The organism is Ralstonia nicotianae (genome assembly GCF_018243235.1).
In the GTDB taxonomy this organism is placed as follows: domain Bacteria; phylum Pseudomonadota; class Gammaproteobacteria; order Burkholderiales; family Burkholderiaceae; genus Ralstonia; species Ralstonia nicotianae.
The window spans coordinates 3,056,789-3,080,794 of record NZ_CP046674.1; the positions used below are offsets into that span (position 1 = coordinate 3,056,789).

Annotated in this window: 22 protein-coding genes and 1 pseudogene; 18 read left to right on the forward strand and 5 right to left on the reverse strand. The window is 69.5% G+C overall.

Translation table 11 applies throughout. The annotated features are described in order from the left end of the window. Window position 1: 1 nt before the first annotated feature. The 5 genes from gmhB to GO999_RS14050 all read left to right on the forward strand — a co-directional run bounded on the left by gmhB (window position 2) and on the right by GO999_RS14050 (window position 4,198). Window positions 2-601 carry a D-glycero-beta-D-manno-heptose 1,7-bisphosphate 7-phosphatase gene (gene gmhB / locus GO999_RS14030; protein WP_011000482.1) on the forward strand — a complete coding sequence of 200 codons (600 nt, stop codon included), beginning with the start codon at window positions 2-4 and terminating at the stop codon, window positions 599-601. After that, complete coding sequence (locus tag GO999_RS14035; protein ID WP_019717546.1) at window positions 598-1,350, forward strand: lysophospholipid acyltransferase family protein; 753 nt, start codon at window positions 598-600, stop codon at window positions 1,348-1,350. The genes gmhB and GO999_RS14035 overlap by 4 nt, the downstream gene beginning before the upstream one ends. Further along, window positions 1,347-2,210 (forward strand): M48 family metallopeptidase, encoded by an 864-nt coding sequence (locus GO999_RS14040; protein WP_021156018.1) that lies wholly within the window; start codon window positions 1,347-1,349, stop codon window positions 2,208-2,210. Before GO999_RS14035 ends, GO999_RS14040 begins: the two co-directional genes overlap by 4 nt. Window positions 2,211-2,901: 691 nt before the next feature. Continuing rightward, entirely contained in the window at window positions 2,902-3,309 is a 408-nt protein-coding gene (gene gloA / locus GO999_RS14045; protein WP_011000479.1) for a lactoylglutathione lyase, read from the forward strand. After that, a complete protein-coding gene (locus GO999_RS14050; protein ID WP_019717545.1) occupies window positions 3,293-4,198 on the forward strand; it encodes a DMT family transporter in 906 nt (301 codons plus the stop codon). Before gloA ends, GO999_RS14050 begins: the two co-directional genes overlap by 17 nt. On the opposite strand, the gene rsmA is transcribed toward GO999_RS14050, so the two are convergent. The 4 genes from rsmA to lptD all read right to left on the reverse strand — a co-directional run bounded on the left by rsmA (window position 4,185) and on the right by lptD (window position 10,103). Then, complete coding sequence (gene rsmA, locus GO999_RS14055) at window positions 4,185-5,030, reverse strand: 16S rRNA (adenine(1518)-N(6)/adenine(1519)-N(6))-dimethyltransferase RsmA (protein WP_011000477.1); 846 nt, start codon at window positions 5,028-5,030, stop codon at window positions 4,185-4,187. The two genes, GO999_RS14050 and rsmA, sit on opposite strands and share 14 nt — an antisense overlap. A gap of 30 nt (window positions 5,031-5,060) precedes the next feature. Beyond that, window positions 5,061-6,077, reverse strand: coding sequence for a 4-hydroxythreonine-4-phosphate dehydrogenase PdxA (pdxA, locus tag GO999_RS14060; protein WP_011000476.1), 1,017 nt, complete (start codon window positions 6,075-6,077; stop codon window positions 5,061-5,063). 97 nt (window positions 6,078-6,174) lie between these two features. Next, window positions 6,175-7,665: a peptidylprolyl isomerase gene (locus tag GO999_RS14065; protein WP_020831275.1), complete on the reverse strand. Its 1,491-nt coding sequence runs from the start codon at window positions 7,663-7,665 to the stop codon at window positions 6,175-6,177. Between the two features lie 2 nt (window positions 7,666-7,667). Continuing rightward, window positions 7,668-10,103 (reverse strand): LPS-assembly protein LptD, encoded by a 2,436-nt coding sequence (lptD, locus tag GO999_RS14070; protein ID WP_019717543.1) that lies wholly within the window; start codon window positions 10,101-10,103, stop codon window positions 7,668-7,670. A 168-nt stretch (window positions 10,104-10,271) separates the two neighbouring features. Between lptD and GO999_RS14075 the strand changes: the two genes are divergently transcribed. The 4 genes from GO999_RS14075 to murU are packed head-to-tail and all read left to right on the forward strand — an operon-like array spanning window position 10,272 to window position 13,103. Then, on the forward strand, window positions 10,272-11,330 hold the full coding sequence (locus GO999_RS14075; RefSeq protein ID WP_211906325.1) for an aminoglycoside phosphotransferase family protein: 1,059 nt from the start codon (window positions 10,272-10,274) through the stop codon (window positions 11,328-11,330). Beyond that, window positions 11,330-12,058 carry an AzlC family ABC transporter permease gene (locus tag GO999_RS14080; RefSeq protein ID WP_020831271.1) on the forward strand — a complete coding sequence of 243 codons (729 nt, stop codon included), beginning with the start codon at window positions 11,330-11,332 and terminating at the stop codon, window positions 12,056-12,058. Before GO999_RS14075 ends, GO999_RS14080 begins: the two co-directional genes overlap by 1 nt. Then, a complete protein-coding gene (locus GO999_RS14085; RefSeq protein ID WP_011000471.1) occupies window positions 12,055-12,381 on the forward strand; it encodes a branched-chain amino acid transport AzlD family protein in 327 nt (108 codons plus the stop codon). Before GO999_RS14080 ends, GO999_RS14085 begins: the two co-directional genes overlap by 4 nt. After that, the gene (murU, locus tag GO999_RS14090; protein WP_028852609.1) at window positions 12,378-13,103 is read left to right on the forward strand and encodes an N-acetylmuramate alpha-1-phosphate uridylyltransferase MurU; all 726 of its coding nucleotides are present in this window, start codon (window positions 12,378-12,380) and stop codon (window positions 13,101-13,103) included. Before GO999_RS14085 ends, murU begins: the two co-directional genes overlap by 4 nt. On the opposite strand, the gene GO999_RS14095 is transcribed toward murU, so the two are convergent. Continuing rightward, window positions 13,100-15,205, reverse strand: a complete 2,106-nt coding sequence (locus GO999_RS14095; protein ID WP_211906326.1) for a putative bifunctional diguanylate cyclase/phosphodiesterase — start codon at window positions 15,203-15,205, stop codon at window positions 13,100-13,102. The two genes, murU and GO999_RS14095, sit on opposite strands and share 4 nt — an antisense overlap. Window positions 15,206-15,416: 211 nt before the next feature. On the opposite strand from GO999_RS14095, the gene GO999_RS14100 reads away from it, so the two are divergent. The 9 genes and pseudogenes from GO999_RS14100 (at window position 15,417) to ruvC (ending at window position 23,973) form a co-directional block, all read left to right on the forward strand. Then, window positions 15,417-16,793, forward strand: coding sequence for an aminopeptidase P N-terminal domain-containing protein (locus tag GO999_RS14100; RefSeq protein ID WP_211906327.1), 1,377 nt, complete (start codon window positions 15,417-15,419; stop codon window positions 16,791-16,793). Next, on the forward strand, window positions 16,790-18,025 hold the full coding sequence (locus tag GO999_RS14105; protein ID WP_064477515.1) for a UbiH/UbiF/VisC/COQ6 family ubiquinone biosynthesis hydroxylase: 1,236 nt from the start codon (window positions 16,790-16,792) through the stop codon (window positions 18,023-18,025). Before GO999_RS14100 ends, GO999_RS14105 begins: the two co-directional genes overlap by 4 nt. A gap of 16 nt (window positions 18,026-18,041) precedes the next feature. Next, window positions 18,042-19,313 carry an NAD(P)/FAD-dependent oxidoreductase gene (locus tag GO999_RS14110; protein ID WP_019717535.1) on the forward strand — a complete coding sequence of 424 codons (1,272 nt, stop codon included), beginning with the start codon at window positions 18,042-18,044 and terminating at the stop codon, window positions 19,311-19,313. 128 nt (window positions 19,314-19,441) lie between these two features. Next, a pseudogene (locus GO999_RS14115) lies at window positions 19,442-19,741 on the forward strand (type II toxin-antitoxin system HigB family toxin); the annotation flags it as partial. Between the two features lie 7 nt (window positions 19,742-19,748). Then, window positions 19,749-20,105, forward strand: coding sequence for a helix-turn-helix domain-containing protein (locus tag GO999_RS14120; RefSeq protein ID WP_019717533.1), 357 nt, complete (start codon window positions 19,749-19,751; stop codon window positions 20,103-20,105). 269 nt (window positions 20,106-20,374) lie between these two features. After that, window positions 20,375-21,445 carry a tRNA dihydrouridine synthase DusB gene (dusB, locus tag GO999_RS14125; RefSeq protein ID WP_016726646.1) on the forward strand — a complete coding sequence of 357 codons (1,071 nt, stop codon included), beginning with the start codon at window positions 20,375-20,377 and terminating at the stop codon, window positions 21,443-21,445. Continuing rightward, complete coding sequence (locus GO999_RS14130; protein WP_011000464.1) at window positions 21,442-21,675, forward strand: Fis family transcriptional regulator; 234 nt, start codon at window positions 21,442-21,444, stop codon at window positions 21,673-21,675. Before dusB ends, GO999_RS14130 begins: the two co-directional genes overlap by 4 nt. An 89-nt stretch (window positions 21,676-21,764) precedes the next feature. Continuing rightward, window positions 21,765-23,339: a bifunctional phosphoribosylaminoimidazolecarboxamide formyltransferase/IMP cyclohydrolase gene (gene purH, locus GO999_RS14135; protein WP_019717531.1), complete on the forward strand. Its 1,575-nt coding sequence runs from the start codon at window positions 21,765-21,767 to the stop codon at window positions 23,337-23,339. An 88-nt stretch (window positions 23,340-23,427) separates the two neighbouring features. Continuing rightward, complete coding sequence (gene ruvC / locus GO999_RS14140) at window positions 23,428-23,973, forward strand: crossover junction endodeoxyribonuclease RuvC (RefSeq protein ID WP_011000462.1); 546 nt, start codon at window positions 23,428-23,430, stop codon at window positions 23,971-23,973. The last annotated feature ends 33 nt before the right edge of the window (window positions 23,974-24,006 follow it).

The window sequence follows — 24,006 nt, forward strand, 5'->3', positions numbered from 1 at the left end:
CATGCCGCACATACCGAAGCTCGTGATCCTGGACCGCGATGGTGTCATCAACCTCGACAGCGACCAGTTCATCAAGTCGCCCGACGAGTGGATCGCCATCGAGGGCAGCCTGGAGGCGATCGCCGAACTGAACCAGGCCGGCTACCAAGTGGTGGTCGCCACCAACCAGTCGGGCATCGGGCGCGGACTGTTCGAGGCCGCCGCGCTCAACGCCATGCACGAGAAGATGTACAAGGCGCTGGCGTCGCAGGGCGGCCGCGTCGATGCGGTCTTCTTCTGCCCGCACACCGCCGCCGAAGGGTGCGACTGCCGCAAGCCCAAGGCCGGCATGTTCCGTGAAATCGCCCGCCGCTTCGACGTCGATCTCGCCGGCGTGCCGGTGGTCGGCGACTCGCTGCGCGACCTGCAGGCCGGCGCGGAAGTCGGCGCCGTGCCGCACCTCGTGCTGACCGGCAAGGGCGCCAAGACGCTGCAGGCCGGCAACCTGCCGCCCGGCACGCACGTCCACCAGGACCTGCGCGCCTTCGCCCGCGCGCTGCTCTCGCCCGCACATCATCCTCCCGGCGCGCCGTCGCGCGCGCCGACCGAACCCGCACCATGACTTTTGTCCGTTCGCTGCTGTACCTGAGTTTCCTGATCGTCTGGACACCGTTCTATGCGGTGGCCTGCTTCATCGCCTTTCCGTTCATGAACCCGCATCGCCGTTTCTGGATGGTGACGGGTTGGACCAAGTCCGCCATCTGGGTGGCGCGCTGGCTGGTTGGCATCCGCTGGCAATGCCAGGGCTGGGAGCACATCGAGGAGGCGGTCGCCACCAACAAGCAGGTGGTCCTGCTCTCCAAGCATCAGTCGGCCTGGGAGACCATTGCATTTGTCGCGATCATGCCGCGCCCGCTGTGCTACGTGTTCAAGCGCGAGCTGCTGTATGTGCCGTTCTTCGGCTGGGCGCTCGGCATGCTGAAGATGGTGCACATCAACCGCAAGGACGGCACCAACGCCTTCGCCTCGGTGGCGCGCCAGGGCAAGGAGCGGATGGCCGACGGCTCGTGGATCATCATGTTCCCCGAAGGCACGCGCACCCCGGTGGGCGCCCCCAACCCGCGCTACAAGAGCGGCGGCGCGCGGCTGGCCGTGGACACCGGCGCGTGGGTCATCCCGATCGCCCACAACTCGGGCCGGCTGTGGCCGCGCAACGCGTTCCTGAAATATCCGGGGCTGATCACGCTGTCGATCGGCCCGGCCATCTCCAGCGCCGGCAAGAGCGGCGACCAGCTCAACCGTGAAGTGCAAGCGTGGATCGAGGCGGAAATGCGCCGGATCGACGCGGACAGCTACCGCGAGCGTGCATGAAAGGGCGGCGACCACCGGCATCGCCCACCGCATCCGCGCAGCTGGAGCTGCCGCTGCTGGCGCCACCGGCCGCTCCGGATGCCGCCGCCCCGCCGTCCGCCGACCCCGCGCAGCCCGACCCGGCCGCACCGCTGGGCCCCGACCAGCGCCGCCTCGCGCTCGGCGAGCGCACGCTGGTCTACCACCTGAAGCGCTCGTCGCGGCGCACCATCGGCTTTGTCGTCGATGACCGCGGCCTGTCCATCACGGCGCCGCGCTGGGTGACGCTCGCCGAGATCGAGCACGCCATCGCCGAAAAGCAGAAGTGGATCTTCGCCAAGCTGGCCGAATGGCACACCAGCGCCGCGCGCCGCGTGCTGCCGCCCATGCGGTGGGAAGACGGCGCGACGCTGCCCTTCCTCGGCAAGCCCGTCATGCTCAAGCTGGAGTCGCCCATCGGCGCGCTGGTGTTCGACGCCGACATGCGCACCCTGCACCTCGGCCTGCCGCCCACCGCCACCGGGCAGCAGATCAAGGACCGCGTGCAGGGCTGGCTGCAGACCCAGGCGCGACGGCTGTTCGGCGAGCGGCTGGACGTGTATGCCGAACGCCTCGGCGTGCGGCACAGCGCCTATGCCCTGTCCTCGGCCGCGACGCGCTGGGGCAGCTGCACGGCCGACGGCAAGATCCGGCTCAACTGGCGGCTGGTGCATTTCCCGCTGTCGCTGATCGACTACGTGGTGGCGCACGAGCTGGCGCATCTCAAGGAGATGAACCACAGCCCGCGCTTCTGGGACACGGTGGAGTCGATCTTTCCCGAGTTCCGCGAGGCGCGGGAGCAATTGCGATCGCATCCGCCGGAGTATTTGCCTGTCTTCTGAATTTGCTTTCGCGGTCCGTGCTGTTGTTTTTTCTTCTGTGGGGGCGAGGCTTGGTGGTGCATCCCGGGTTTCGTCCCCTGGCGGGGCTGGGCTCGGTGGTCCATCCCTTGTTTCATCCCCTGCCGGGGCTGACTCACTTTCTTTGTCTTGCCAAAGAAAGTAAGCAAAGAAAGGCGCGCCCGATGCGGCGACACCCTCCTTGAATTTCTGTTGCAAGGAGGGAGGGGAGGCAAACTCGCTTCGCTCAGACAGCCTCCCCTCTTTTTCCTCCTTGCAACAGAAATTCAAGGCGCCGCATAGGGCAAGGGAAAAGCAAACAATCTGACACGAGACATACCATCAAGATTGGCCTTGGCGCTTACCTACGCTACTCGTCGGTTTGGCCGTTCCTGCCCTAGATGGCGCCTTGAATTTTTGATACCGGGCGGAAAAAGGAAGGGGGCTTGTCTGAGCGCAGCGAGTTTGCCCCCTTCCCCGCCCGGTATCAAAAATTCAAGGAGGGGGTCGCCATCTCGGGCGCGCCTTTCTTTGCCTACTTTCTTTGGCAAGACAAAGAAAGTAGGTCGGCCCCGCCAGGGGACGAAACCGGGGATGCACCACCGGCATCAAACCCAACCAAGCCAATCCCCCCGAAGCACAACTCCCCTCCTACAATACCGGCTCCCCGCAGTCCCCCAAGGAAGGAAATCCCATGCGAATGCTCCACACCATGCTGCGCGTCGGCGACCTGCAACGTTCCATCGACTTCTACACCAAGGTGCTCGGCATGCACCTGCTGCGCACCAGCGACAACCCCGAATACAAGTACTCGCTGGCCTTCGTCGGCTACGGCCCGGAAACCGGCAACACGGTGATCGAGCTGACCTACAACTACGGCGTCAGCGCATACGAGCTGGGCACGGCATTCGGCCATCTTGCCATCGAGGTCGACAATGCGGCGCAGGCGTGCGAGCAGATCCGCGCGGCGGGCGGCAAGGTCACGCGCGAGGCCGGCCCGGTCAAGGGCGGCAGCACCATCATCGCGTTCGTGGAAGACCCGGACGGCTACAAGATCGAACTGATCCAGGCCCGCTCGATGCCCGATGGCAACCGCCACTGACCCGGTGCGCCGGCCGCTGGACGGCACCGCCATCGGCCTGATGGTGGTGCTGTGCCTGTGCTGGGGCCTGCAGCAGGTGGCCATCAAGGTGGCCGTGCACGATGTCGGTCCGGTCATGCAGGCCGGCGTGCGCTCGGCGATCGCGTCGGTGCTGGTGCTGGCGTTTGCGCTGTGGCGCGGCACGCGCCTGACGCTGCGCGACGGCACGCTGCCGGGCGGCCTGGCCGCGGGCACGCTGTTCGGCATCGAGTTCCTCTGCATCTTCATCGGCCTGGGCCATACCACGGCCTCGCGCATGGCGGTGTTCCTGTACACCGCGCCGATCTTCACGGCGCTCGGCCTGCACGCCTTCGTGCCGGGCGAGCACCTGCGGCCGCGGCAGTGGCTCGGCATCGGCGTGGCGTTCGCGGGCATGGTGCTGGCCTTCGCCGATGGCATGCTGCATCCGGCGGCCGGCCCATCGACGTCGCTGGGCGATGCGCTGGGCGTGCTGGCGGGCGTGCTGTGGAGCGCGACCACCCTGGTGGTGCGCGCGAGCCGGCTGTCGGAGGCGCCGGCGGCAAAGACGCTGCTGTACCAGTTGGCCGTCTCCGCCGTGCTGCTGCTGGCCATGGCGGCCGGCACCGGCCAGGCCTGGACCGCCAACCTCACGCCCACCGCGCTGGCGAGCCTCGCCTACCAATCCGTGCTGATCGCCTTCGCCAGCTACCTGGTGTGGTTCTGGCTGCTGCGCCGCTACCTGGCGTCGCGGCTGTCGGTGTTCTCGTTCCTGACGCCGATGTTCGGCGTGGCGTTCGGCGTGCTGCTGCTGCACGACCCCGTCGGCCTGCGCTTCGCGCTGGCCGCGGCGCTGGTGCTGTCGGGCATCCTGCTCGTCAATCTTCGTTGAGGTCGGGCGCGCCGCCGGCGATGCGCTCGGCCGGCAGCGCGTTCGCCACCGCCACGAAATCGGCCACCGGGACTTCCTCCGCGCGGCGGCCCAGGTCGAACCCGAGCGCGTCGAAGTCGATCACCTCGCGCAGCGATCCCAGCGTGTTGCGCAGCACCTTGCGCCGCTGCGAGAACGCCAGCGTCACCACCGTGCCCAGCGCCCGCATGTCGACCGGGGCATACGGCGATTTGTCGGCCGGCCAGGGGATCATCCGCACCACCGCCGAATCCACCTTGGGCGGCGGATTGAACGAGCCCGGCGGCACCTCCAGCACCAGCTCCATGTAGTAGCGCACCTGCAGCATCACCGACAGGCGGCTGAAGGCCTTGCTGCCCGGCGCGGCCACCATGCGGTCGACCACCTCCTTCTGCAGCATGAAGTGCTGGTCGCGGACGCGATCGGCAAACGCGCTCAAGTGGAACAGCAGCGGGCTGGAGATGTTGTACGGCAGGTTGCCGACGATGCGCAGCGACCGCCCGGGGACATGCAGCGTACCGAAGTCGAACGCCAGCGCATCGCCCGCGTGGACGATCAGCTTGTCGCCGAAGCGCCGCTGCAGGCGCGCCACCAGGTCGCGATCGAGCTCGACGACCTGCAGCGTGGGCACGCGCTCCATCAGCGGCACGGTCAGCGCGCCGAGGCCCGGGCCGATCTCGACCAGCACGTCGTCCGGCTGCGGGTCGATGGCGGCCACGATGGCGTGGATCACGCCGTCATCGACCAGGAAGTTCTGGCCGAAACGCTTGCGGGCCTGGTGCCCCTGGTGAACGCCGGAAGTGGATCGCGCCATAGCGAAGCTCGGAAAACGGAAGAAATGGAATCAGGAATGCGCCGCGTGGCGGGCCATCTCGACAGCGGTATCGATCGCCTCGAGCAGGCTGCCCGCCTCCGCGCGGCCGGTGCCGGCAAGATCCAGCGCGGTGCCGTGGTCGACGGAGGTGCGCACGAACGGCAACCCCAGCGTGATGTTGACGCCGTGGCCGAAGGTGCCGTACTTGAGCGGCGCCAGGCCCTGGTCGTGATACATCGCCAGCACGCAATCGGCATCGGCCAGCAGGCGCGGCTGGAACAGCGTGTCGGCGGGATACGGCCCGCGGGCGTCGATGCCGCGCGCACGGGCCCGGACAACGGCGGGTTCGATCACCTCGATCTCCTCGCGGCCCAGGTGGCCCGCCTCGCCGGCATGCGGATTCAGCCCGGTGACCAGGATGCGAGGCGCGGCCATGCCGAAGCGGGCGCGCAGGTCCCGCTGCACGATGTCCAGCGTCTCGTCCAGCACGGCGGGCGTGATGGCATCCGGCACCTCGCGCAGCGGCAGGTGCGTGGTGGCCAGCGCCACGCGCAGCATGGCGTTGCCATGCGCGGGCTGCGGGCCGGCCAGCATCATCACCACGCGCGGCGTGCGGCTGCGCTCGGCCAGGTATTCGGTATGGCCGGTGAACGGCACGCCGGCGTCGTTGATGGTGCTCTTCTGCACCGGGGCCGTCACCATCGCGTCGTAGCGCGCCATGCCCGCGGCATCGGGCAGGCAGCCGTCGATGGCGGCATCGAGCAGGTCGAGCACATAGCGGCCATTGGCGGCATCGAGCACGCCGGTGCGCACCGGCGCCCCGAGCGGACGCGCGACCACGGTGAGCGCCGCCGCTGCGTCCCGCCAGGCGTCGCCCAGGCCGATGGCATCGGCGCGCGCCTGCAGCAGCGCGGCATCGCCGATCACATGCCAGCGCACGTCGGCATGGCGCGGGGCGGGCTGCCGCAGCAGGCGCAGCAGCGCCGTCACGGTGATGTCCGGACCGATGCCGGCCGGTTCGCCGGTCGTGATGGCAATGTTCAGCATGCGGCGCCTTTCAGTGACTGCGGTGGCATCGGAAATGGAACGGCCGCCCGCGGGCGGCCGTGAACCGGGAAGCAAGCGTCCCGACAGCGTACCCGACTTACTGCTGGCGGTTCACGCGGTATTCCACGTGGGCGCTGTCGCGCAGCTGGCGCAGCCAGTCTTCGTACGCGGCCTGGACTTTTTGCTCGCGGATCACCGAGCGCGCGTAGTCGCGCTGGCGGTCCACCGGCACTTCAGCTTCGCGGCGGCCTTCCACCTGGATCAGGTGCAGGCCGAACTGGCTCTGCACCGGCTGCGAAACCTCGCCCGGCTTGAGCAGGCCCATCGCCTGCTCGAACTCCGGCACCAGCTGGCCGGGCGACACCCAGCCCAGCTCGCCGCCCGCGCTGGCCGAGGTATCCTGCGAATAGCGGCGCGCCGCATCGCCGAAATCGTAGCCGTGGACGATGCGGTCACGCAGGCCGGCCAGCTGGCGGCGCGCGTCGTCGGCCGACATGGTCGGGCCGGTCTTGATCAGGATATGGCGGACCTGCGTCTGCGCCACCTTGGCCGTGATGGCGGTGCCCTGCGCACGCTTGTCCACCAGCTTCAGCACATGGAAGCCGGCGGGGCTCTCGATCACCTGGTCCACCACCTGGCCCGGCTTCAGATCGACCACGGCGTTGGCGAACTGCGCCGGCAGGCGGCCGATCGGGCGCAAGCCGAGCTCGCCGCCCTGCGCGGCCTCGGGCGCGCCGGAACTGTCGCGCGCCAGCTTGGCAAAGTCCGCGCCGCCCTGGACCTGCTTCAGCAGGCTTTCGGCCTTGCCGCGCGCGGCCGCCTTCTGCTCGGCGGAGGCATCCTCGGCCACCGGCACCAGGATCTGGGCGACGTTGTATTCCTGCACACCGCTCGATGCGGCGCTGCCGCCCTGCTGGGCGAGGAAGTTGTCGATCTCGCCGTCGAACACCTGCACCTTGGAATCCACCTCGCGATCGCGCAGGCGGGCCAGCAGGATCTCCTGCCGCAGGTCTTCACGGTACTTGTCGTAGGCCAGCCCGGACTGGGCCAGCTTGGACTTGAGCTGCGATACCGACAGGTTGTTGCGCTGGGCCACGCTCTCCACCGCGCGGTCCACGTCGGCATCCGACACGCGGATGCCGCTTTCCTTGGCCGTCTGCGCCTGCACCCGCTCCAGGATCAGCTGCTCCAGCACTTCGCCGAGCAGGTCGGCGCGCACCGGTACCTGGCGATTCTGCGACTGCAGGGTGCGTTCGACCAGGTCGGCGCGATCCAGCAGCTCGCGGCGCGTGATGATGTCGGTATTGACCACCGCCACCACTTCGTCGACCAGCTGGCTGCGCGCCGCGCCGGAGGCCGTCGACGGCCCCGGCAGCGTGCCCCGCAGCAGCGGCTGGCTGGGCGATGCATCGGGCGTGGTGAAGATGCCGCGCAGCGGCGCGCTCTTCTTCTGCGTCTGCTGCGCATGGGCGGCGGGCAGCAGCGCCGCACCAGCCATCAGCGCAACCAGCGCACCGGTCACCATGCCCAGCCGGCGGGTGGGCGCCACGCGCGTGGCAGAGCGGACAGCAGTCGATTTGCAAGCCATAGTCATTCGTATTGATCCAGCACGGACGGCGTGACCGGCTGCGCGGTGACCGGCTGGTAGCCGGGCACGTTGAGTCGGATCACGTCGATCGGATTGTTCCCCACCTTCGACAGCCCCTTGAACTCGATCTGGGCAAAGATGTGCGTCGTATAGCCCGAGGTCGCGTTGCTGTAGCGCTGCACCGCCAGCCGCCCGACCCAGCAGTCGGCGACATATTCGAAGCCCAGCAGCATGTCCGACGGCTTCTTGGCATCCATGTCGTAGCCGATGCGCCCCAGGCCATATAGGCGGCGCGTCAGCGGCCACTGCGCCGAGATGTCGGTCTGCTCCAGCGCCAGCTGCCCGGTGTTGGCATCGGCGCGGTAGTAACGGTAGCCGAGGTTGATCACCTTGTTGGCATCCGGCTTCCAGCTGAACGCCATCGTCGAGCGCATGATGCGGTCGATGTCCTGATTGTACTGAAGGTTGGTATCGAAAAAGATACCGCGGAACATCTGGATGGTGGTCGCGCCCAGCAGGTCCGAATAGCGGCGCACCGAGGTGGGCGCCGAGCCGGCCAGGGTCACGCGCTGGCCCTCGAAGTCCAGGCGCTGGGCCAGCGTGGCGCGCAGGCGCTCGATGCCCGTCTCGGACTCGATGAAGCGGGTGGTCACGCCGGCCGTCAGCTTGTTGTTGTCGGCGATGCGGTCGTAGCCGGTGTACGGGTTCTCGGTGAAGATCTGGCCGAGGTTGTAGTCCGACTGCGCCGTATCGAACAGCGGGATCTGCGACTGGTCGCGGAACGGCGTGTAGACGTAGAACAGCCGCGGCTCCAGCGTCTGGATGTAGCTGCGGCCGAACCACTTCGACACCAGCGGCGTATCGCGCTCGAAGGTCAGCCCCGAATCGAGCGAGACGGTCGGCAGCGTGCGGTTGATCTGCGAAGCCTGCGTGTCGCCCGTCGGACGGTCCAGGCGGTACGACGTCGTGTTCAGGATGAACTTGGGCGTGACGAACCAGCCCGGCCGGATGATCGGATAGCTGATCGTCGGCTGCATGAACAGGCGCTCGCCCTGGACCGTGTTCTCGGTCGGGATGCTGAACTTGGTGTAGTCGGTCTGGAAGTTGATGTCGAAGCCGCCGACATCGTACCGGTTGTACGACAGGTTCAGCTGCGGCACGCGCTCGTACGGCGGCGACAGCGCCGTGGTCGCGGTCGACAGCGTCTGGAACTTCTGCACCCGCGCCAGGGCCACCCAGTCGCCGATGGAATACGTGACGCCGCCTTCCTGCGTGTACTGGCGCTGCGTCGCCGTGACGATACTGCGGCCGAGGTCGTCCGGGTAGGTGCTGTCGGAGACCTTGTTGTAGTTGACGTAGGCGTTCAGGCCGGTCGCCAGACGCTGGTTGTGCACCAGCGCGATCGACCAGCGGTTGCGGTCGGCCTCGCGATCATTGGGCAGGAATTCGCCGCGCAGCACGCCGTTGTAGGTCTGGCTCAGGTAGCGATACTCGGCGCCCAACTGCAGGCCGCGCTGCGAGAGCAGGCGCGGATACAGCGTCAGGTCCCGGTTGGGCGCGATGTTGAAGTAGTACGGCAGCGTCACGTCGGCGCCGCTGCGGCTGCTGTAGCCGAACACCGGCGCGAGAAAGCCGCTGCGGCGCTCATCGTTGAGCGGGAAATCGAACACCGGCGAGGCGAACACCGGCATGCCCAGGAAGTGCAGCACACCAGCGCGGCCGGAGCCGACTTGGCGGTCGCTGTCGATGTCGATCTGGCTGGCGCTGAAGTACCAGTCGACGTTGTCCGGCGAACACGTGGTGTACGTGCCCTTGGTGATGCGGCTGTTGTCCTTGTCGATGAAATCGATGCGCTCGGCGCTGCCGCGGCCGCCCACGGTGTGGAATTCGTACGAGGGCGTGTGCATGGTGCCCTCGTTGGCGGTCACCTTGAGCGCGGCGTCCGGGCCGGTGACGAGCGTGCCGTCGCGGAACAGGCGCACGTTGCCGGTGGCGGTGGCGAAATCGGTGTCCTGGTTGTAGTCCAGCGTGTCGCCCTTGACCACGGTGCCGTTGCGGCGCAGCTCGCCGTGGCCGCGCAGGTGGATGTCCTCATTGGTGCGGCCGTCCATGGCATCGGCGGCGGCGAACGAGGGCACGGCGTTGTCCGGGCGCTTGACGGGCTCGGCCATCTTGGGCACCAGCGGTGCGCCGCCCGGCGTGGTCGGGCCCGACACCGCCAGGGCCGTCACGGAAGCGGCCGACGAGGGTGCCTGCGCGGACGCCGCCTGCTGCGTGGCGTCCTGACTCTGCGCCGCGGATGCCGCCGTCCAGACCCCGGCCACCGCGAACACCAGCGGCCGCAGCGCCAGCGCGCCACGACGGGGTGCGGTCCGCTGATCGGGCGCAGCAAAAGCGGTGCGCTGCCGGGTTTTCCTGGCTCGGTTCGGTTCGGTCATGCAAGTCGGAAACTGGGCGCGGCGCGCAGCGGGCGCGCACGGCACGTCATCGGTCGGTACTTCGGCGCGCGGTGGCCCGGCCGCACAGGGCTGGCGGGCGTTCGCGACGAAACTCGGTCGGGTATTATACGGGGCTTCCTCCCAGCCCCATTCCAGCGTTCCCTCAGCATGGCCTCGACCCCCAGCGCCACCGGCGCAACCGATGCGCGCCTCAACCAGTTGCGCGACTGGCTCGGCACATTGCCCGCCGCCCACGGCCTGCGTGTCGACACCCTGCGCCCCGCCTCGGCCGACGCCAGCTTCCGCCGCTATTTCCGCCTCGATGGCCAGGCCGGCACACTGATCGCCATGGACGCCCCGCCGCCCCAGGAAGACTGCCGCCCGTTCGTTCACGTGGCCGCCCTGCTGGGCGGCGCCGGCGTGCACGCGCCGCAGGTCCTGGAGCAGGACATCGCGCAGGGCTTCCTGCTGCTGACCGACCTCGGTCCGCAGACCTACCTGCAATCGCTGCGCGAACGCCATTTCGACCTGGCCCACGCCGATGCGCTGTTCCGCCCGGCCATCGGTACGCTGGTGCGCTGGCAATCGGCCTCGCGCGAGGGCGAGCTGCCTCCGTATGACGAGGCCCTGCTGCGCCGCGAGCTGTCGCTGTTCCCCGACTGGTATGTCGAGCGCCACCTGCAGCGCCCGCTCGACGCCGCCCAGCGCGAGGCGCTCGACAAGGTCTTCCGGCTGCTGGTCGACAGCGCCCTGGCCCAGCCGCGCGTCTACGTGCACCGCGATTACATGCCGCGCAACCTGATGATCAACGCGGCCGACCCGTCGCGGCCGGGCGTGCTGGACTTCCAGGATGCCGTCTACGGCCCCATCACCTACGACGCCGCCTCGCTGCTGCGCGACGCCTTCCTGTCGTGGGAAGAGGAGCAGGAGCTCGACTGGGCCGTGCGCTACTGGGAAGCCGCCCGCCTTGCCGGGCTGCCGGTCGACGAAGACTTCGGCGAGTTCTACCGCGCGCTCGAATGGATGGGCGCCCAGCGTCACCTGAAGGTGGCCGGCATCTTTGCCCGCCTGCGCTACCGCGACGGCAAGGCCGGCTACGTGGAAGACACGCCGCGCTTCATCGCCTACCTGCGCCGCGTTGCCACGCGCTACACCGCGCTGGCGCCGCTGGCGCGCCTGCTCGACCAGCTGGAAAACCGCGCCGCGCAGGTCGGCTACACCTTCTGATGACCGCCTCCCGCGCCGCCGAATTCCGCGCCGGCGTCCTGACGCTCGCGCCCATGCTGGTGGGCGTGGTGCCGTTCGGCCTGATCTACGGCGTGCTGGCGACCGCCGCCGGCATGCCCGCCTGGCTGGCGGTGGCGATGAGCACCATCGTCTTCGGCGGCGCCTCGCAGATGATCCTGGTGCAGCTGTGGGCGGGCGGCGCGCCGGCGCTCGTGATGGCGGCGACGGTGTCGATGGTCAACCTGCGGCACGCGCTGTATTCGGCCAGCATCGCGCCGGCCCTGGTGCACCTGCCGCGCCGCTGGAAATGGCTGATCGCCTACCTGCTGACCGACGAAGCCTTCGCCGCCATGAACCGGCGCGTGGTCAATGCGCAGCCGGATGCGCAAGAGGCCACCCACCGCCACTGGTTCTTCCTCGGCGCCGGCGTGGCGCTGTGGACCAGCTGGCAGGCGTCCACCATCGTCGGCGTGGCGCTGGGCGCGAAGGTGCCGGCCACCTGGCCGCTCGACTTCTTCCTGCCGCTGACCTTCATCGCCATCGTGGTGCCGTCGCTGCGCACGCGCGCGCAGCTGGCCGCGGCGCTGACCGGCGCTGCGCTGGCCGTAGCCTGGACGGGCTGGCCGCACAAGCTGGGCCTGATGGGCGCGGCCTGCGCCGGCATCGCCGTCGGCACGATCGTCGAGCGGCTGGTTGCCGGGGGCACCGGCAAGGGCGCCACGGCATGAAGGCGATGCTCCTGCTTGGCGTGCTGCTCCTCTCGGGCGCGGCCACCTACCTGATCCGGCTGTCGTTCATCGCGCTGGAAGGCCGCATGAACCTGCCGCCGTGGTTCCGTAGCGCCATGCCCTATGTCCCTGCCGCCATGCTGACGGCGCTGATCGCGCCCGACCTGCTGGTGCGCAACGGCGCGCTGGCCGTCTCCACCAGCAACCCGCGCCTGATCGCCGGCCTCGTCGCCATCGTCATCGCGCGCATGACCCGCAGCGCGATGTGGACCATCGTCGGCGGCATGGCGGTCCTGCTGATCCTGATGAAGGCAATGGCATGAAAGCGATGATCTTCGCCGCCGGCCGCGGCGACCGCATGCGGCCGCTGACCGACCGCACCCCCAAGCCGCTGCTGCCCGTGGGCGGCAAGCCGCTGATCGTCTGGCAGATCGAGCGCCTGGCGGCGGCGGGCGTGCGCGATATCGTCATCAACCATGCATGGCTCGGCGCGCAGATCGAAGCGGCGCTGGGCGACGGCGGCGCCTGGGGCGTGCGCCTGGCGTACTCCCCCGAGAGCGAAGCGCTGGAGACCGCCGGCGGCGTGGTCCAGGCCCTGCCCCTGCTGCACACGGGCGATGCCCACAGCGTCTTCATCGCGGTCAGCGGCGACGTGTTCTGCGACTACGACTACGCCGCGCTGCGCGAGCGCGCCCAGGCGCTGGCCGCCCGGCCCGCGCCCGGCATGCACCTGGTGATGGTGCCCAACCCGCCCTACCACCCGCGCGGCGATTTCGCCCTGGCCGCCGACGGCCGCCTGCACGGTGACGATGCGCCGGCCGGCATCCCGCGCCTGACGTTCGGCAACATCGGGTTGTACGACACGCGGCTGTTCGACGGCATCGCGCCCGGCACGCGACTGGCGATGACGCCTCTATACCGCCGCGCCATCGCCGCGGGCCAGGCCACCGGCGAACGCTTCGACGGCCCGTGGGAGAACGTCGGCACGCCGGCCCAGCTGGCGGCGCTGGACGCGGCGCTGAGCGCGCCGTCGCGGTCGGCCTAGGCCCGCGCTTCGGCCGCCATCGCCTGGAGGCCCTGCGCCTGCGCCAGTCCGGCGGCCTCGAGCACCGCCTGCGCCGTCATCGGCCGGCCCAGCAGGTTGCCCTGCAGTGCATGGCAACCGAGGCGCGTCAGGAACGCCTGCTGCGCCTCGGTCTCCACGCCTTCGGCCACGATGCGCAGGTTCAGGGTCTGGCCCAGCGCCACGACGGCCGAGACGATGGCCGCATCCTCGGAGTCGTGCGCCAGGTCGCGCACGAACCCGCGATCGATCTTCAGTTCGCTGGCCGGCAGGCGCTTCAGATACAGCAGGCTCGAATAGCCGGTGCCGAAATCGTCGATCGAGATGCGCACGCCCATCGCATGCAGCTGCTGCAGGATGTGCAGGCTGGCGTCGGCGTCGCGCATCGCGGTCGATTCGGTGATCTCCAGCGTCAGGCCTTGCGGCTCCAGCGCATGGCGGGCAAGCGTGTCGCGCACGGTGTCGACCAGCGCCGCATGGGCGAACTGCACCGCCGACAGGTTGACGGCGATGGACCATTGCGCGTGCCCTTCCCGGCGCCATTGCGCCATCTGCCGGCACGCCTCGTCGAGCACCCAGGCTCCGAGCGGCACGATCAGGCCGGTCTTCTCCGCCAGCGGAATGAAGGCATCGGGCTGCACCAGCCCGCGCTCGGGATGCTGCCAGCGCACCAGCGCCTCGACCCCGACCACGGGGCCATGCGGCGCGCTGAACTTGGGCTGGTAGTGCAGCACCAGCTCGTGCCGCTCCAGCGCCAGGCGCAGGTCCTGCACCAGCTGCAGCTGCTGATGGACGTTGGTGTTCATCGACGCCTCGAAGAAGCAGTACGTATCGCGGCCCATGCCCTTGGCGTGGTACATCGCCGCGTCGGCATTGGTGAGCAGATCGTGCTGGCCGGCGCCGTCGTCCGGATAGAGCGCGATACCGATGCTGGTCGACACCCGCAGTGCGTGCCCGTCCACCAGGAACGGCGCGCGCACGGCGGCCAGCAGGGCGTCGGCCAGGGTCCCGGCGTCCGCGGGCTCGCCCACGCCGGCCAGCACGACGAACTCGTCGCCGCCGACCCGCGCCACCGTGTCCTGCTGGCGCACGCACGCCACGATGCGCCGCGCCACGTCGGCCAGCAGCAGATCGCCCGCGTGATGGCCATAGACGTCGTTGATCGCCTTGAAGCCGTCCAGGTCGAGGAACATCAGCGCGAAGCTGCCGCGATTGCGGCCGGCCGCCTGGATCGCCTGGTCCAGGCGGTCTTCGAGCAGCAGGCGGTTGGACAGCTTGGTCAGGCTGTCGTGCAGCGCCAGGTAGGCCAGCTCGCGGTTGGCCTTGGCCAGCGACGTCGCCAGCACCGCCGTGCGCGCCTCCATGCGCAGGTCCAGCACCGAAATGAGCAGCGCCATCGCCAGCACCGCGAGCGTCACCACGATGATGACCAGGGCCAACCATTCGGCGCTGGCGCCGCCGCGCGCCGCACCGCAAATGCTGCCCAGCGGGAAGCCGGCCGCCGCCATGCCGGTGTAGTGCATGCCGACGATGGCCAGGCCCATCACCACCGCGGCGCCGGCGCGCATCGCCCGCACGCGGCGCGACTGGCGCCGCAGGCGGAACGCGATCCACAGCGCCGCGCCCGACGCCAGCATGGCGATGACCACCGACAGGCAGAAGAGGGCCGGATCGTAGAGGATCCCCGGCGACATGCGCATGGCCGCCATGCCGGTGTAATGCATGCTGGCCACGCCCGCGCCCATCAGCTGCGCGCCGCCGGCCAGCCGCGGCCAGGGCAGCCGGCGCTGGCAGACCAGCCACAGCGCAAAAGCCGACAGGGCGATGGCGATCAGCAGCGAGGCCAGGGTGATCCACGTGTCATAGCCGAGCGGAATCGGCAGGCGGAAGGCCAGCATGCCCACGAAATGCATCGACCAGATGCCCAGCCCCATGGCGCAGGCGCCGCCGGCGAGCCACCACTGCGCGGCGCGCCCGCGCGCCGTGGCGATGCGGCCGGCCATGTCCAGCGCCGTGTACGACGCCAGGATCGCCACGCACAGTGAGAACAGGACAAGAAGGGGGTGGTAGCTGCCGGCCAGCATCGATTCTCCAGGGCAGGCCGATCCGGCGCCGGCCTGCGCGCTCCGGCGCCGGCCGCGGCCGACGGATCCGGCCCATGCGGGCATTGTCGGCCATGCCCGACCCGACTTCTTAAGGAAATGTAAACGCCGGATCGGACGCCGGCGCCGCGTGGCCAAGGCCGCCGATCGCGGCGTTACAATCGGCCATCCCCGTCATCCCTGGGCTCGCGCCATGTCCGCCACCGAACTCGCCTTCCTCCAGACCACCCGCCAGCGCCGCGAGCGCATCGCGCAATGGCTGCGCGCGGCGGGCGGCGGCGTCGCCATCGTCCCGACCGCGCCGGAAACCATGCGCAACCGCGACAGCGACTACCCCTACCGGCACGACAGCTACTTCTACTACCTGACCGGCTTCACCGAGCCCGAGGCGGTGCTGGCCATCGTGGTGCCAGCCGGCGGCGCGCCGGCGCGCAGCGTGCTGTTCTGCCGCCCCAAGCACGAGGAGCGCGAAATCTGGGACGGCTTCCGCTTCGGCCCCGAAGCCGCCCGGGAAGCCTTCGGCCTGGACGAAGCGCATTCGGTCGACGAAATCGACGCGACGCTGCCGGGCCTGCTCGCCAATGCGGCCGCCGTGGCCTATCCGCTGGCCGAGAGCGGCGTCTTCGACCGCCGCATGCGCCACTGGCTCGACGCCGTGCGCATGCAGGGCCGCGCCGGCGTGTCGGCGCCGCACCAGGCGCTGGACGTGCGCGCCATCCTCGACGAGATGCGCCTGTTCAAGGACGCGGGCGAGCTCGACATCATGCGCCGCGCCGCGCGCATCTCCGCTGGGGCGCATGTGCGCGCCATGCGGACCTCGCGCGCCGGCCTGCGCGAGTACCACCTCGAGGCCGAGCTGCTCTACGAATTCCGCCGCCACGGCGCGCAGAGCGTCGCCTACAACTCCATCGTCGCCACCGGGCCGAATGCCTGCGTGCTGCACTACCGCGCCGGCAATGCCGAGCTGCGCGACGGCGACCTGTGCCTGATCGATGCCGGCTGCGAGCTCGACGGCTATGCCTCCGACATCACCCGCACCTTCCCCGTCAACGGGCGCTTCTCCGGCCCGCAGCGCGCGCTCTACGACCTCGTGGTGGCCGCGCAGGAGGCCGCCATCGCGCAAACCCGGCCGGGCGTCCCGTACAACGTGCCGCACGATGCCGCCACGCGCGTGCTGGCGCAGGGCATGCTCGACACCGGCCTGCTGGACGCGAACCGGGTCGGCACGCTCGACGACGTGCTCGCCGGCGGCCAGTACCGCCAGTTCTACATGCACCGCACCGGCCACTGGCTGGGCATGGACGTGCACGACGTGGGCGAATACCGCACGCCCGGCGCGGCGCCCGTCCAGGGCGAGCGCCCGTGGCGCCCGCTCGAGGCCGGCATGGTGCTGACCGTCGAGCCCGGCCTCTACGTGCGTCCGGCGCCGGACGTGCCTGAGGCGTTCTGGCACATCGGCATCCGCATCGAGGACGATGCCATCGTCACGCCGCAGGGCTGCGAGCTGATCACGCGCGATGTGCCGGTGGCCGCGGACGACATCGAAGCGCTGATGCGCAGCCAGGCATGACCGATACCGCGGCGGCCACGCCGGACTTCGACATCGCCATCGTCGGCGCCGGGCCGGTCGGCCTGGCGCTGGCCAACTGGCTGCTGCGCGACACCGACTGGCGCATCGCCCTGTTCGATGCCCGCGACGCCGAGGCCGCCGCCCGCGACCCGCGCGCGCTGGCGCTGTCGCACGGCTCGCGCGTGCTGCTCGAAGCGATCGGCGGCTGGCCGGCGCGCGCCACGCCGATCACGCATATCCACGTCTCGCAGCGCGGCCACTTCGGCCAGACCCACATCCGCCGCGAGGACTACGACATCCCCGCGCTCGGCCACGTCGTCCAGTACGGCGACCTGAGCGCCGCGCTCAACGCGGCGCTGGCCACGCAGGTGCAGCGCTACCCGGACCGGCTCGCACGCTACGACCACACGCCGGTCGAGCGCGTCGAGCAGTTGCCCCGCGCCGACGGCTCCGTGGCGCCGGCGCGCGTGCGGGCGGCGCGCGAAGGGCGGCACCCGCTGGCCGTCGAAACCGCGGTCGTCATCCAGGCCGAAGGCGGCCTGTTCGACGATGCGCGCCGGCAGGCCGCGAGGTCGTCGTACCTGCATCACACGCGGCACCGCGACTACGGCCAGACCGCCATCGTCGCCCACGTGCGCTGCGCCGCGCCGCTCGAAGGCTGGGCGTGGGAGCGCTTCACCACCGAAGGGCCGCTCGCGCTGCTGCCGCAGCACGACGCGGACGGCCCCGGCTACGCGCTGGTCTGGTGCTGCGCGCCCGACCAGGCGCGCCGCCGTGCCGGCCTGCCCGATGCGGCCTTCCTGGCGGAGCTGGGTGCGGCCTTCGGCGAGCGCATGGGACGCTTCACGCAGGTCGGCCCGCGCCACACCTTCGCGCTCGGGCTGCACGCCCGGCGTACGCCGGTCGACCGCCGCGTGGTCGCCATCGGCAATGCCGCGCAGACCATCCACCCGGTCGCCGGCCAGGGCTTCAACCTGGGCCTGCGCGACGCCTTCGAACTGGCGCGTGCGCTGCGCGACGCCGTCACGCCGGCCGCGCTCGCGCGCTTTGCCCGCGAACGCGCGTTCGACCGCGCCGTCACCATCGGCCTGACCGACCTGCTGCCGCGCGCCTTTGCCGTGCCGGGCCGGCCGGTCGGGCACCTGCGCGGCATCGCGCTGACACTGCTCGAATGCGTGCCGCCGCTCAAGCACGAACTGGCGCGGCAGATGATGTTCGGGCAACGGGGCTAGCGCCGCCATCCAGCTTATGCACAACGACACAGCGGCCCCGGCCGGGCGACGGGCCATCACGGTGGTGGGCGCCGGCATCGTCGGCGTGTCATGCGCCTTGCAGCTGCAGCGCGACGGCCACCGGGTCACCCTGCTGGACCAGGCGGGCATCGGCGAAGGATGCTCGTACGGCAATGCCGGCTGCCTCAGCGTGGCATCGGTGGTGGCGATGGCGCTGCCGGGCATGCTCGCGCAGGTGCCCAAATGGCTGGCGGACCCGCTGGGGCCGCTGACGGTGCGCTGGTCCTACCTGCCGCGCGCGCTGCCGTGGCTGCTCAAGTGGATCCGCGCCGGCACCGAGGCGCGAGCGCGCGCCGTGGCGCGGCCGCTGGCCGACCTCTTCAGCGCGACCTATCCCGGCTACCGCGGCCTGCTGGAGCCCGCCCAGTACGACGACCTGATCCGCGCCACCGGCCACCTGTACGTGTGGCGCACGCTGGCGCGCGGCCCGGGCGAGGTGCTGGCGCAATCCATCCGCGACGCCACCGGCGTGCGCTCACAGGCACTGAGCGCGGGCGAAGTCCGCGAGCTGGAGCCGGCCCTCGCCGGCGACATCCGGTCCGGCCTGCTGCTGCCGGACAACGGCTTCACCTGCAACCCGGAGCGGCTGGTCAAGACGCTCGCGGCCCATTTCGTCGCGGCCGGCGGCACCGTACTGCGGCGCAAGGTGCTGGACTTCGCGCTGGGCGAGCGCGGCCCCACCCGCCTGTACACCGACTGCGGTTCGCTACCGGTCTCGACGCTGGTGATCTGCGCGGGCGCGTGGTCGATGCGGCTGGGCGCCAGGCTCACCGGCGTGCGCATCCCGCTCGACACGGAGCGCGGCTACCACGCCATGCTGCGCGCGCCGACGGTGCAGCCCTCGCGGCCGGTCATGGACTGCGAGCGCAAGTTCATCGCCACGCCGATGGAAGACGGCTTGCGCATCGCCGGCACGGTGGAGATCGGCGGCCTGGACATCCCACCCGACTTCCGCCGCGCCGATACGCTGACCCGGCACGGCCAGGCGCTGTTCCCGGGCCTCGCCTTCACCGGCGACAGCGCCTGGATGGGCTATCGGCCCTCCATTCCCGACAGCCTGCCCGTGATCGACCGCTCCGAGCGGTTCCCCGATGTCTTCTTCGCCTTCGGCCACGGTCACCTGGGCATGACGGGGGCGCCGGGCACCGGCCGGCTGATCGCCGATCTGGTTGCCGGCCGGCCGCCGTTCATCGATGCCCGCCCCTACGGCCTGCAACGTTTTGACTGAGGCACGACGGACGCTAGGGCGGCGCAGGTGATTGACGATCACCTTTTTTTGCGGATCGTGGCGGCAATTGACGTGATGACGGCATGCCGCCGCTGCCCGAGTCCCAAAACGGGACTACGCATGCGCTCATGCGAATCGTTGCGAAGAAAAACCTGCCGGCATTCTGCGCGAAGCACCCAGGAGCCAAGCCCTCCCGGCTAGCCTGGCATGCCGAAGCCGCCCGGGCCACGTGGAAGACGCCGCAGGACATCAAGGCTCACTACGCTTCGGCCAGCTTCATGGGGCGCAATCGCGTCGTGTTCAACATCGGCGGGAACAACTACCGCCTGATCGTGGCGATCGCATTCCAGATCGGCGTGGTGCGCGTGAAGTTTGTTGGCACGCATGCCGAGCACGGCCGTATCGACGCGGCAACCGTGGAATTGGAGTCAGGCAATGGACATCCGACCGCTGCATACCGAAAAAGACTACAACGAGGCGCTCGCCATCGTTTCGGCGCTCGTCGATGCGGATCCTGCGCCCGGCACGCCGGACGGTGATCGCCTGGAGATTCTGTCCACGCTCATTGAGCGCTACGAGGCCACGCATTTTCCCCTCGAGCATCCGACGGCGATCGAGGCCATCCGTTTTCGCATGGAGCAGGGCGGTCTGACTGCCCGGGACATGCAGCCGTATATCGGCAAGACGAATCGAGTGTACGAGGTGCTCAATGGCAAGCGCGGGCTGAGCCTGGAGATGATCCGTCGTCTGCATGCAGGCCTGCATATCCCCGCCGAGGTTCTGATCGCCTGACCCATCGACTCGGGCCATGGTCGTCAGCGTGCCGGAGTCGTCCTGTATCGCGCCGCTCTGCCGCCCGCCTCGGTGGCAAGCCAGCCCACACCCGCGCCCCAAACACCGCACCGGATGCGCCGCCGCATAGCTTGTGCACAACATTTAGGCAATCCGGCGGTTTGGCGGTAAAATCCCGTCCTCGCATTTTTGACTCCCCGTCGTTCCGCCTGCCCGGGCGGAAGGGGCCGCTTTTTCGTTTCTTGGTCTTCGCTTCTTCGGATCCCGCCTTGCAGATCGGACCGCATCTCCTGCGCAACAACCTGTTCGTCGCCCCCATGGCGGGCGTGACGGACCGCCCGTTCCGCCAGCTGTGCAAGCGGCTGGGCGCCGGCTATGCGGTCTCGGAGATGGTGGCGTCCAACGCGCAGCTGTGGAAGAGCGAGAAGACCATGCGCCGCGCCAACCACACCGGCGAGGTCGAGCCGATCGCCGTGCAGATCGCCGGCGCCGAGCCGATGATGATGGCCGAGGCCGCGCGCTACAACGTCGAGCGCGGCGCGCAGATCATCGACATCAACATGGGCTGCCCGGCCAAGAAGGTGTGCAACGTGGCGGCCGGCTCGGCCCTGCTGCAGAACGAGCCGCTGGTGGCGCGCATCGTCGAGGCGGTGGTCGGCGCGGTGGGCGGCCGCGTGCCGGTCACGCTCAAGATCCGCACCGGCTGGGACCGCGAGCACCGCAACGCGCTGACGGTCGCGCGCATCGCGCAGGAAGCCGGCATCAGCATGCTGACCGTGCACGGCCGCACCCGCGCCGACTTGTACCACGGCGAGGCCGAGTACGAGACCATCGCCGCGGTCAAGGCCTCGGTGCGCATCCCGGTGGTCGCCAACGGCGACATCGGCACGCCGGCCAAGGCCCGGCACGTGCTGGAGGTGACCGGCGCCGACGCCATCATGATCGGCCGCGCCGCCCAGGGGCGCCCGTGGCTGTTCCGCGAGATCGAGCACTTCCTGAAGACCGGCACGCTGCTGCCGGCGCCGGAGGTCGAAGAGATCCGCGGCATCATGAACACGCACCTGGAAGAGCATTACGCGTTCTACGGCGAGTACACCGGCGTGCGCACCGCGCGCAAGCACATCGCCTGGTACACGCGGGGGCTGGCGGGCGCCAACCTGTTCCGCCACCGCATGAACACCATCGAAGACACCGCGGCCCAGCTGGCCGCCGTCAATGCCTTCTTCGACGAGCAGCGCGCGCTGTCCGACCGCCTGGTCTACACGGACCAGGACGATGCCGCGGGCGGCCCTCCCACGACGGGCAACAACAACGACAACAAGGAACTGCTTGCCGCATGAGCCGCAACCCCATCGAACGCTGCATCCGGGACAGCCTGGATACGTACTACCGCGACCTGGACGGCGAGAACCCGTCCAACGTCTACGACATGGTGCTGCAGGCCATCGAGCGGCCGCTGCTGGAGACCGTGATGGAATGGGCCTCCAACAACCAGTCGCTGGCCGCCGATTATCTCGGCATCAACCGCAACACGCTGCGCAAGAAACTGCAGCAGCACGGACTGCTCTGAGGCGGCCCGGCACCGTGCCCCGCCGCATCCCGATTTTCCTTTCCTGACGGCGCCTCGCCGCGCCCCATCCGCCTGACGGCGTTTCCACCATGATCCAGCAAGCTCTGCTTTCCGTTTCCGACAAGACCGGCATCGTCGACTTTGCCCGTGCGCTGCACGGCGCGGGCGTCAAGCTCCTCTCCACCGGCGGCACCGCCAAGCTGCTCGCCGAGTCCGGCCTGCCCGTGACGGAAGTGGCCGACTACACCGGCTTCCCGGAAATGCTCGACGGCCGCGTCAAGACCTTGCACCCGAAGGTGCACGGCGGCATCCTGGCCCGCCGCGACCTGCCCGAACACATGGCGGCGCTGTCCCAGCACGGCATCCCGACCATCGACCTGCTGGTGGTGAACCTGTATCCGTTCCAGCAGACCGTCGCCAAGGATGAATGCTCGCTGGCCGATGCCATCGAAAACATCGACATCGGCGGCCCGACCATGCTGCGCTCGGCCGCCAAGAACCACCGCGACGTGACGGTGATCGTCGATCCGGCCGACTACGCCACCGTGCTGGCCGAGATGCAGGCCAACGGCAACACGGTCGGCTACGACACCAACTTCATGCTGGCCAAGAAAGTGTTCGCGCACACCGCGCAGTACGACGGCGCCATCACCAACTACCTGACCAGCCTGGGACAGGACAAGTCGCACAGCACCCGCAGCCAGTATCCGCAGACGCTGAACCTGGCCTTCGAGCAGGTGCAGGAGATGCGCTACGGCGAGAACCCGCACCAGTCCGCCGCCTTCTACCGCGACCTGAAGGCCGTGGACGGCGCGCTGGCCAACTACGCGCAGCTGCAGGGCAAGGAGCTGTCGTACAACAACATCGCCGATGCCGATGCGGCGTGGGAGTGCGTGAAATCGTTCGACCCGGCCAAGGGCGCGGCGTGCGTCATCATCAAGCACGCCAACCCGTGCGGCGTGGCCATCGGCGGCACCGCGCAGGAAGCCTACGAGAAGGCCTTCAAGACCGACTCGACCTCGGCCTTCGGCGGCATCATCGCCTTCAACGTGCCGCTGGACGAAGCGGCCGCGCAGGTGGTGGCCAAGCAGTTCGTCGAAGTGCTGATCGCGCCGGGCTTCTCCGCGGGCGCACGCACGGTATTCGCGGCCAAGCAGAACGTGCGCCTGCTGGAAATTCCGCTGGGCAAGGGCGTCAACGCCTACGACTTCAAGCGCGTCGGCGGCGGCCTGCTGGTGCAGAGCCCGGATGCCAAGAACGTGCAGTCGGCCGAGCTGCGCGTGGTCACCAAGCGCCACCCGACCCCGAAGGAGATGGACGACCTGCTGTTCGCCTGGCGCGTCGCCAAGTTCGTCAAGTCCAACGCCATCGTGTTCTGCGGCGGCGGCATGACGCTGGGCGTGGGCGCCGGCCAGATGAGCCGCGTGGACTCGGCCCGCATCGCCAGCATCAAGGCGCAGAACGCGGGCCTGATGCTGTCGGGCTCGGCGGTGGCATCGGACGCCTTCTTCCCGTTCCGCGACGGCCTGGACGTGGTGGTCGACGCCGGCGCCTCGTGCGTGATCCAGCCGGGCGGCTCGGTGCGCGATGACGAAGTGATCGCCGCCGCCGACGAGCGCAACGTGGCCATGATCTTCACCGGCACACGCCACTTCCGCCACTAAGCCACTAAGCATCACCCGCGGCTCCACCGCGCAACGGGGCAAGGCGTAGACTGTCGCCTGCCCCGTTTTTCTTTTGCCTGTCCCCTTCATGCGCATCCTCGGCATCGACCCCGGCCTTCGCACCACCGGCTTCGGCGTGCTCGAGCGGCACGGCCACCAATTGGTCTACGTCGCCTCGGGCACGATCAAGAGCGACGGCAACGCCGACCTGCCCAGCCGCCTGAAGACGCTGTACGACGGCGTGTCGGAGCTGGTGCGCACCTACCGGCCGGATTGCGCCTCCATCGAAAAGGTGTTCGTCAACGTCAACCCGCAGTCGACGCTGCTGCTGGGCCAGGCGCGCGGTGCAGTGATCTGCGGGCTGATGAGCGGCAACCTGCCGGTGTTCGAATACACCGCGCTGCAACTGAAGCAGGCCGTGGTCGGCTACGGCCGCGCCAACAAGGATCAGGTGCAGGACATGGTGGTGCGCCTGCTCAACCTGGAAGGCCGGCCCGGCACCGATGCGGCCGACGCGCTGGGCGTGGCGATCTGCCATGCGCACGGCGGCGAAACCCTGGCCGCCATGGCCGGACTGGCGCCGCAGCTGGCGCGCAAGGGCCTGCGCGTGCGGCGCGGCCGGCTGGTCGGCTAAGCCGCGCGCGAGCGCTCCCAAAACGCCGGCTGG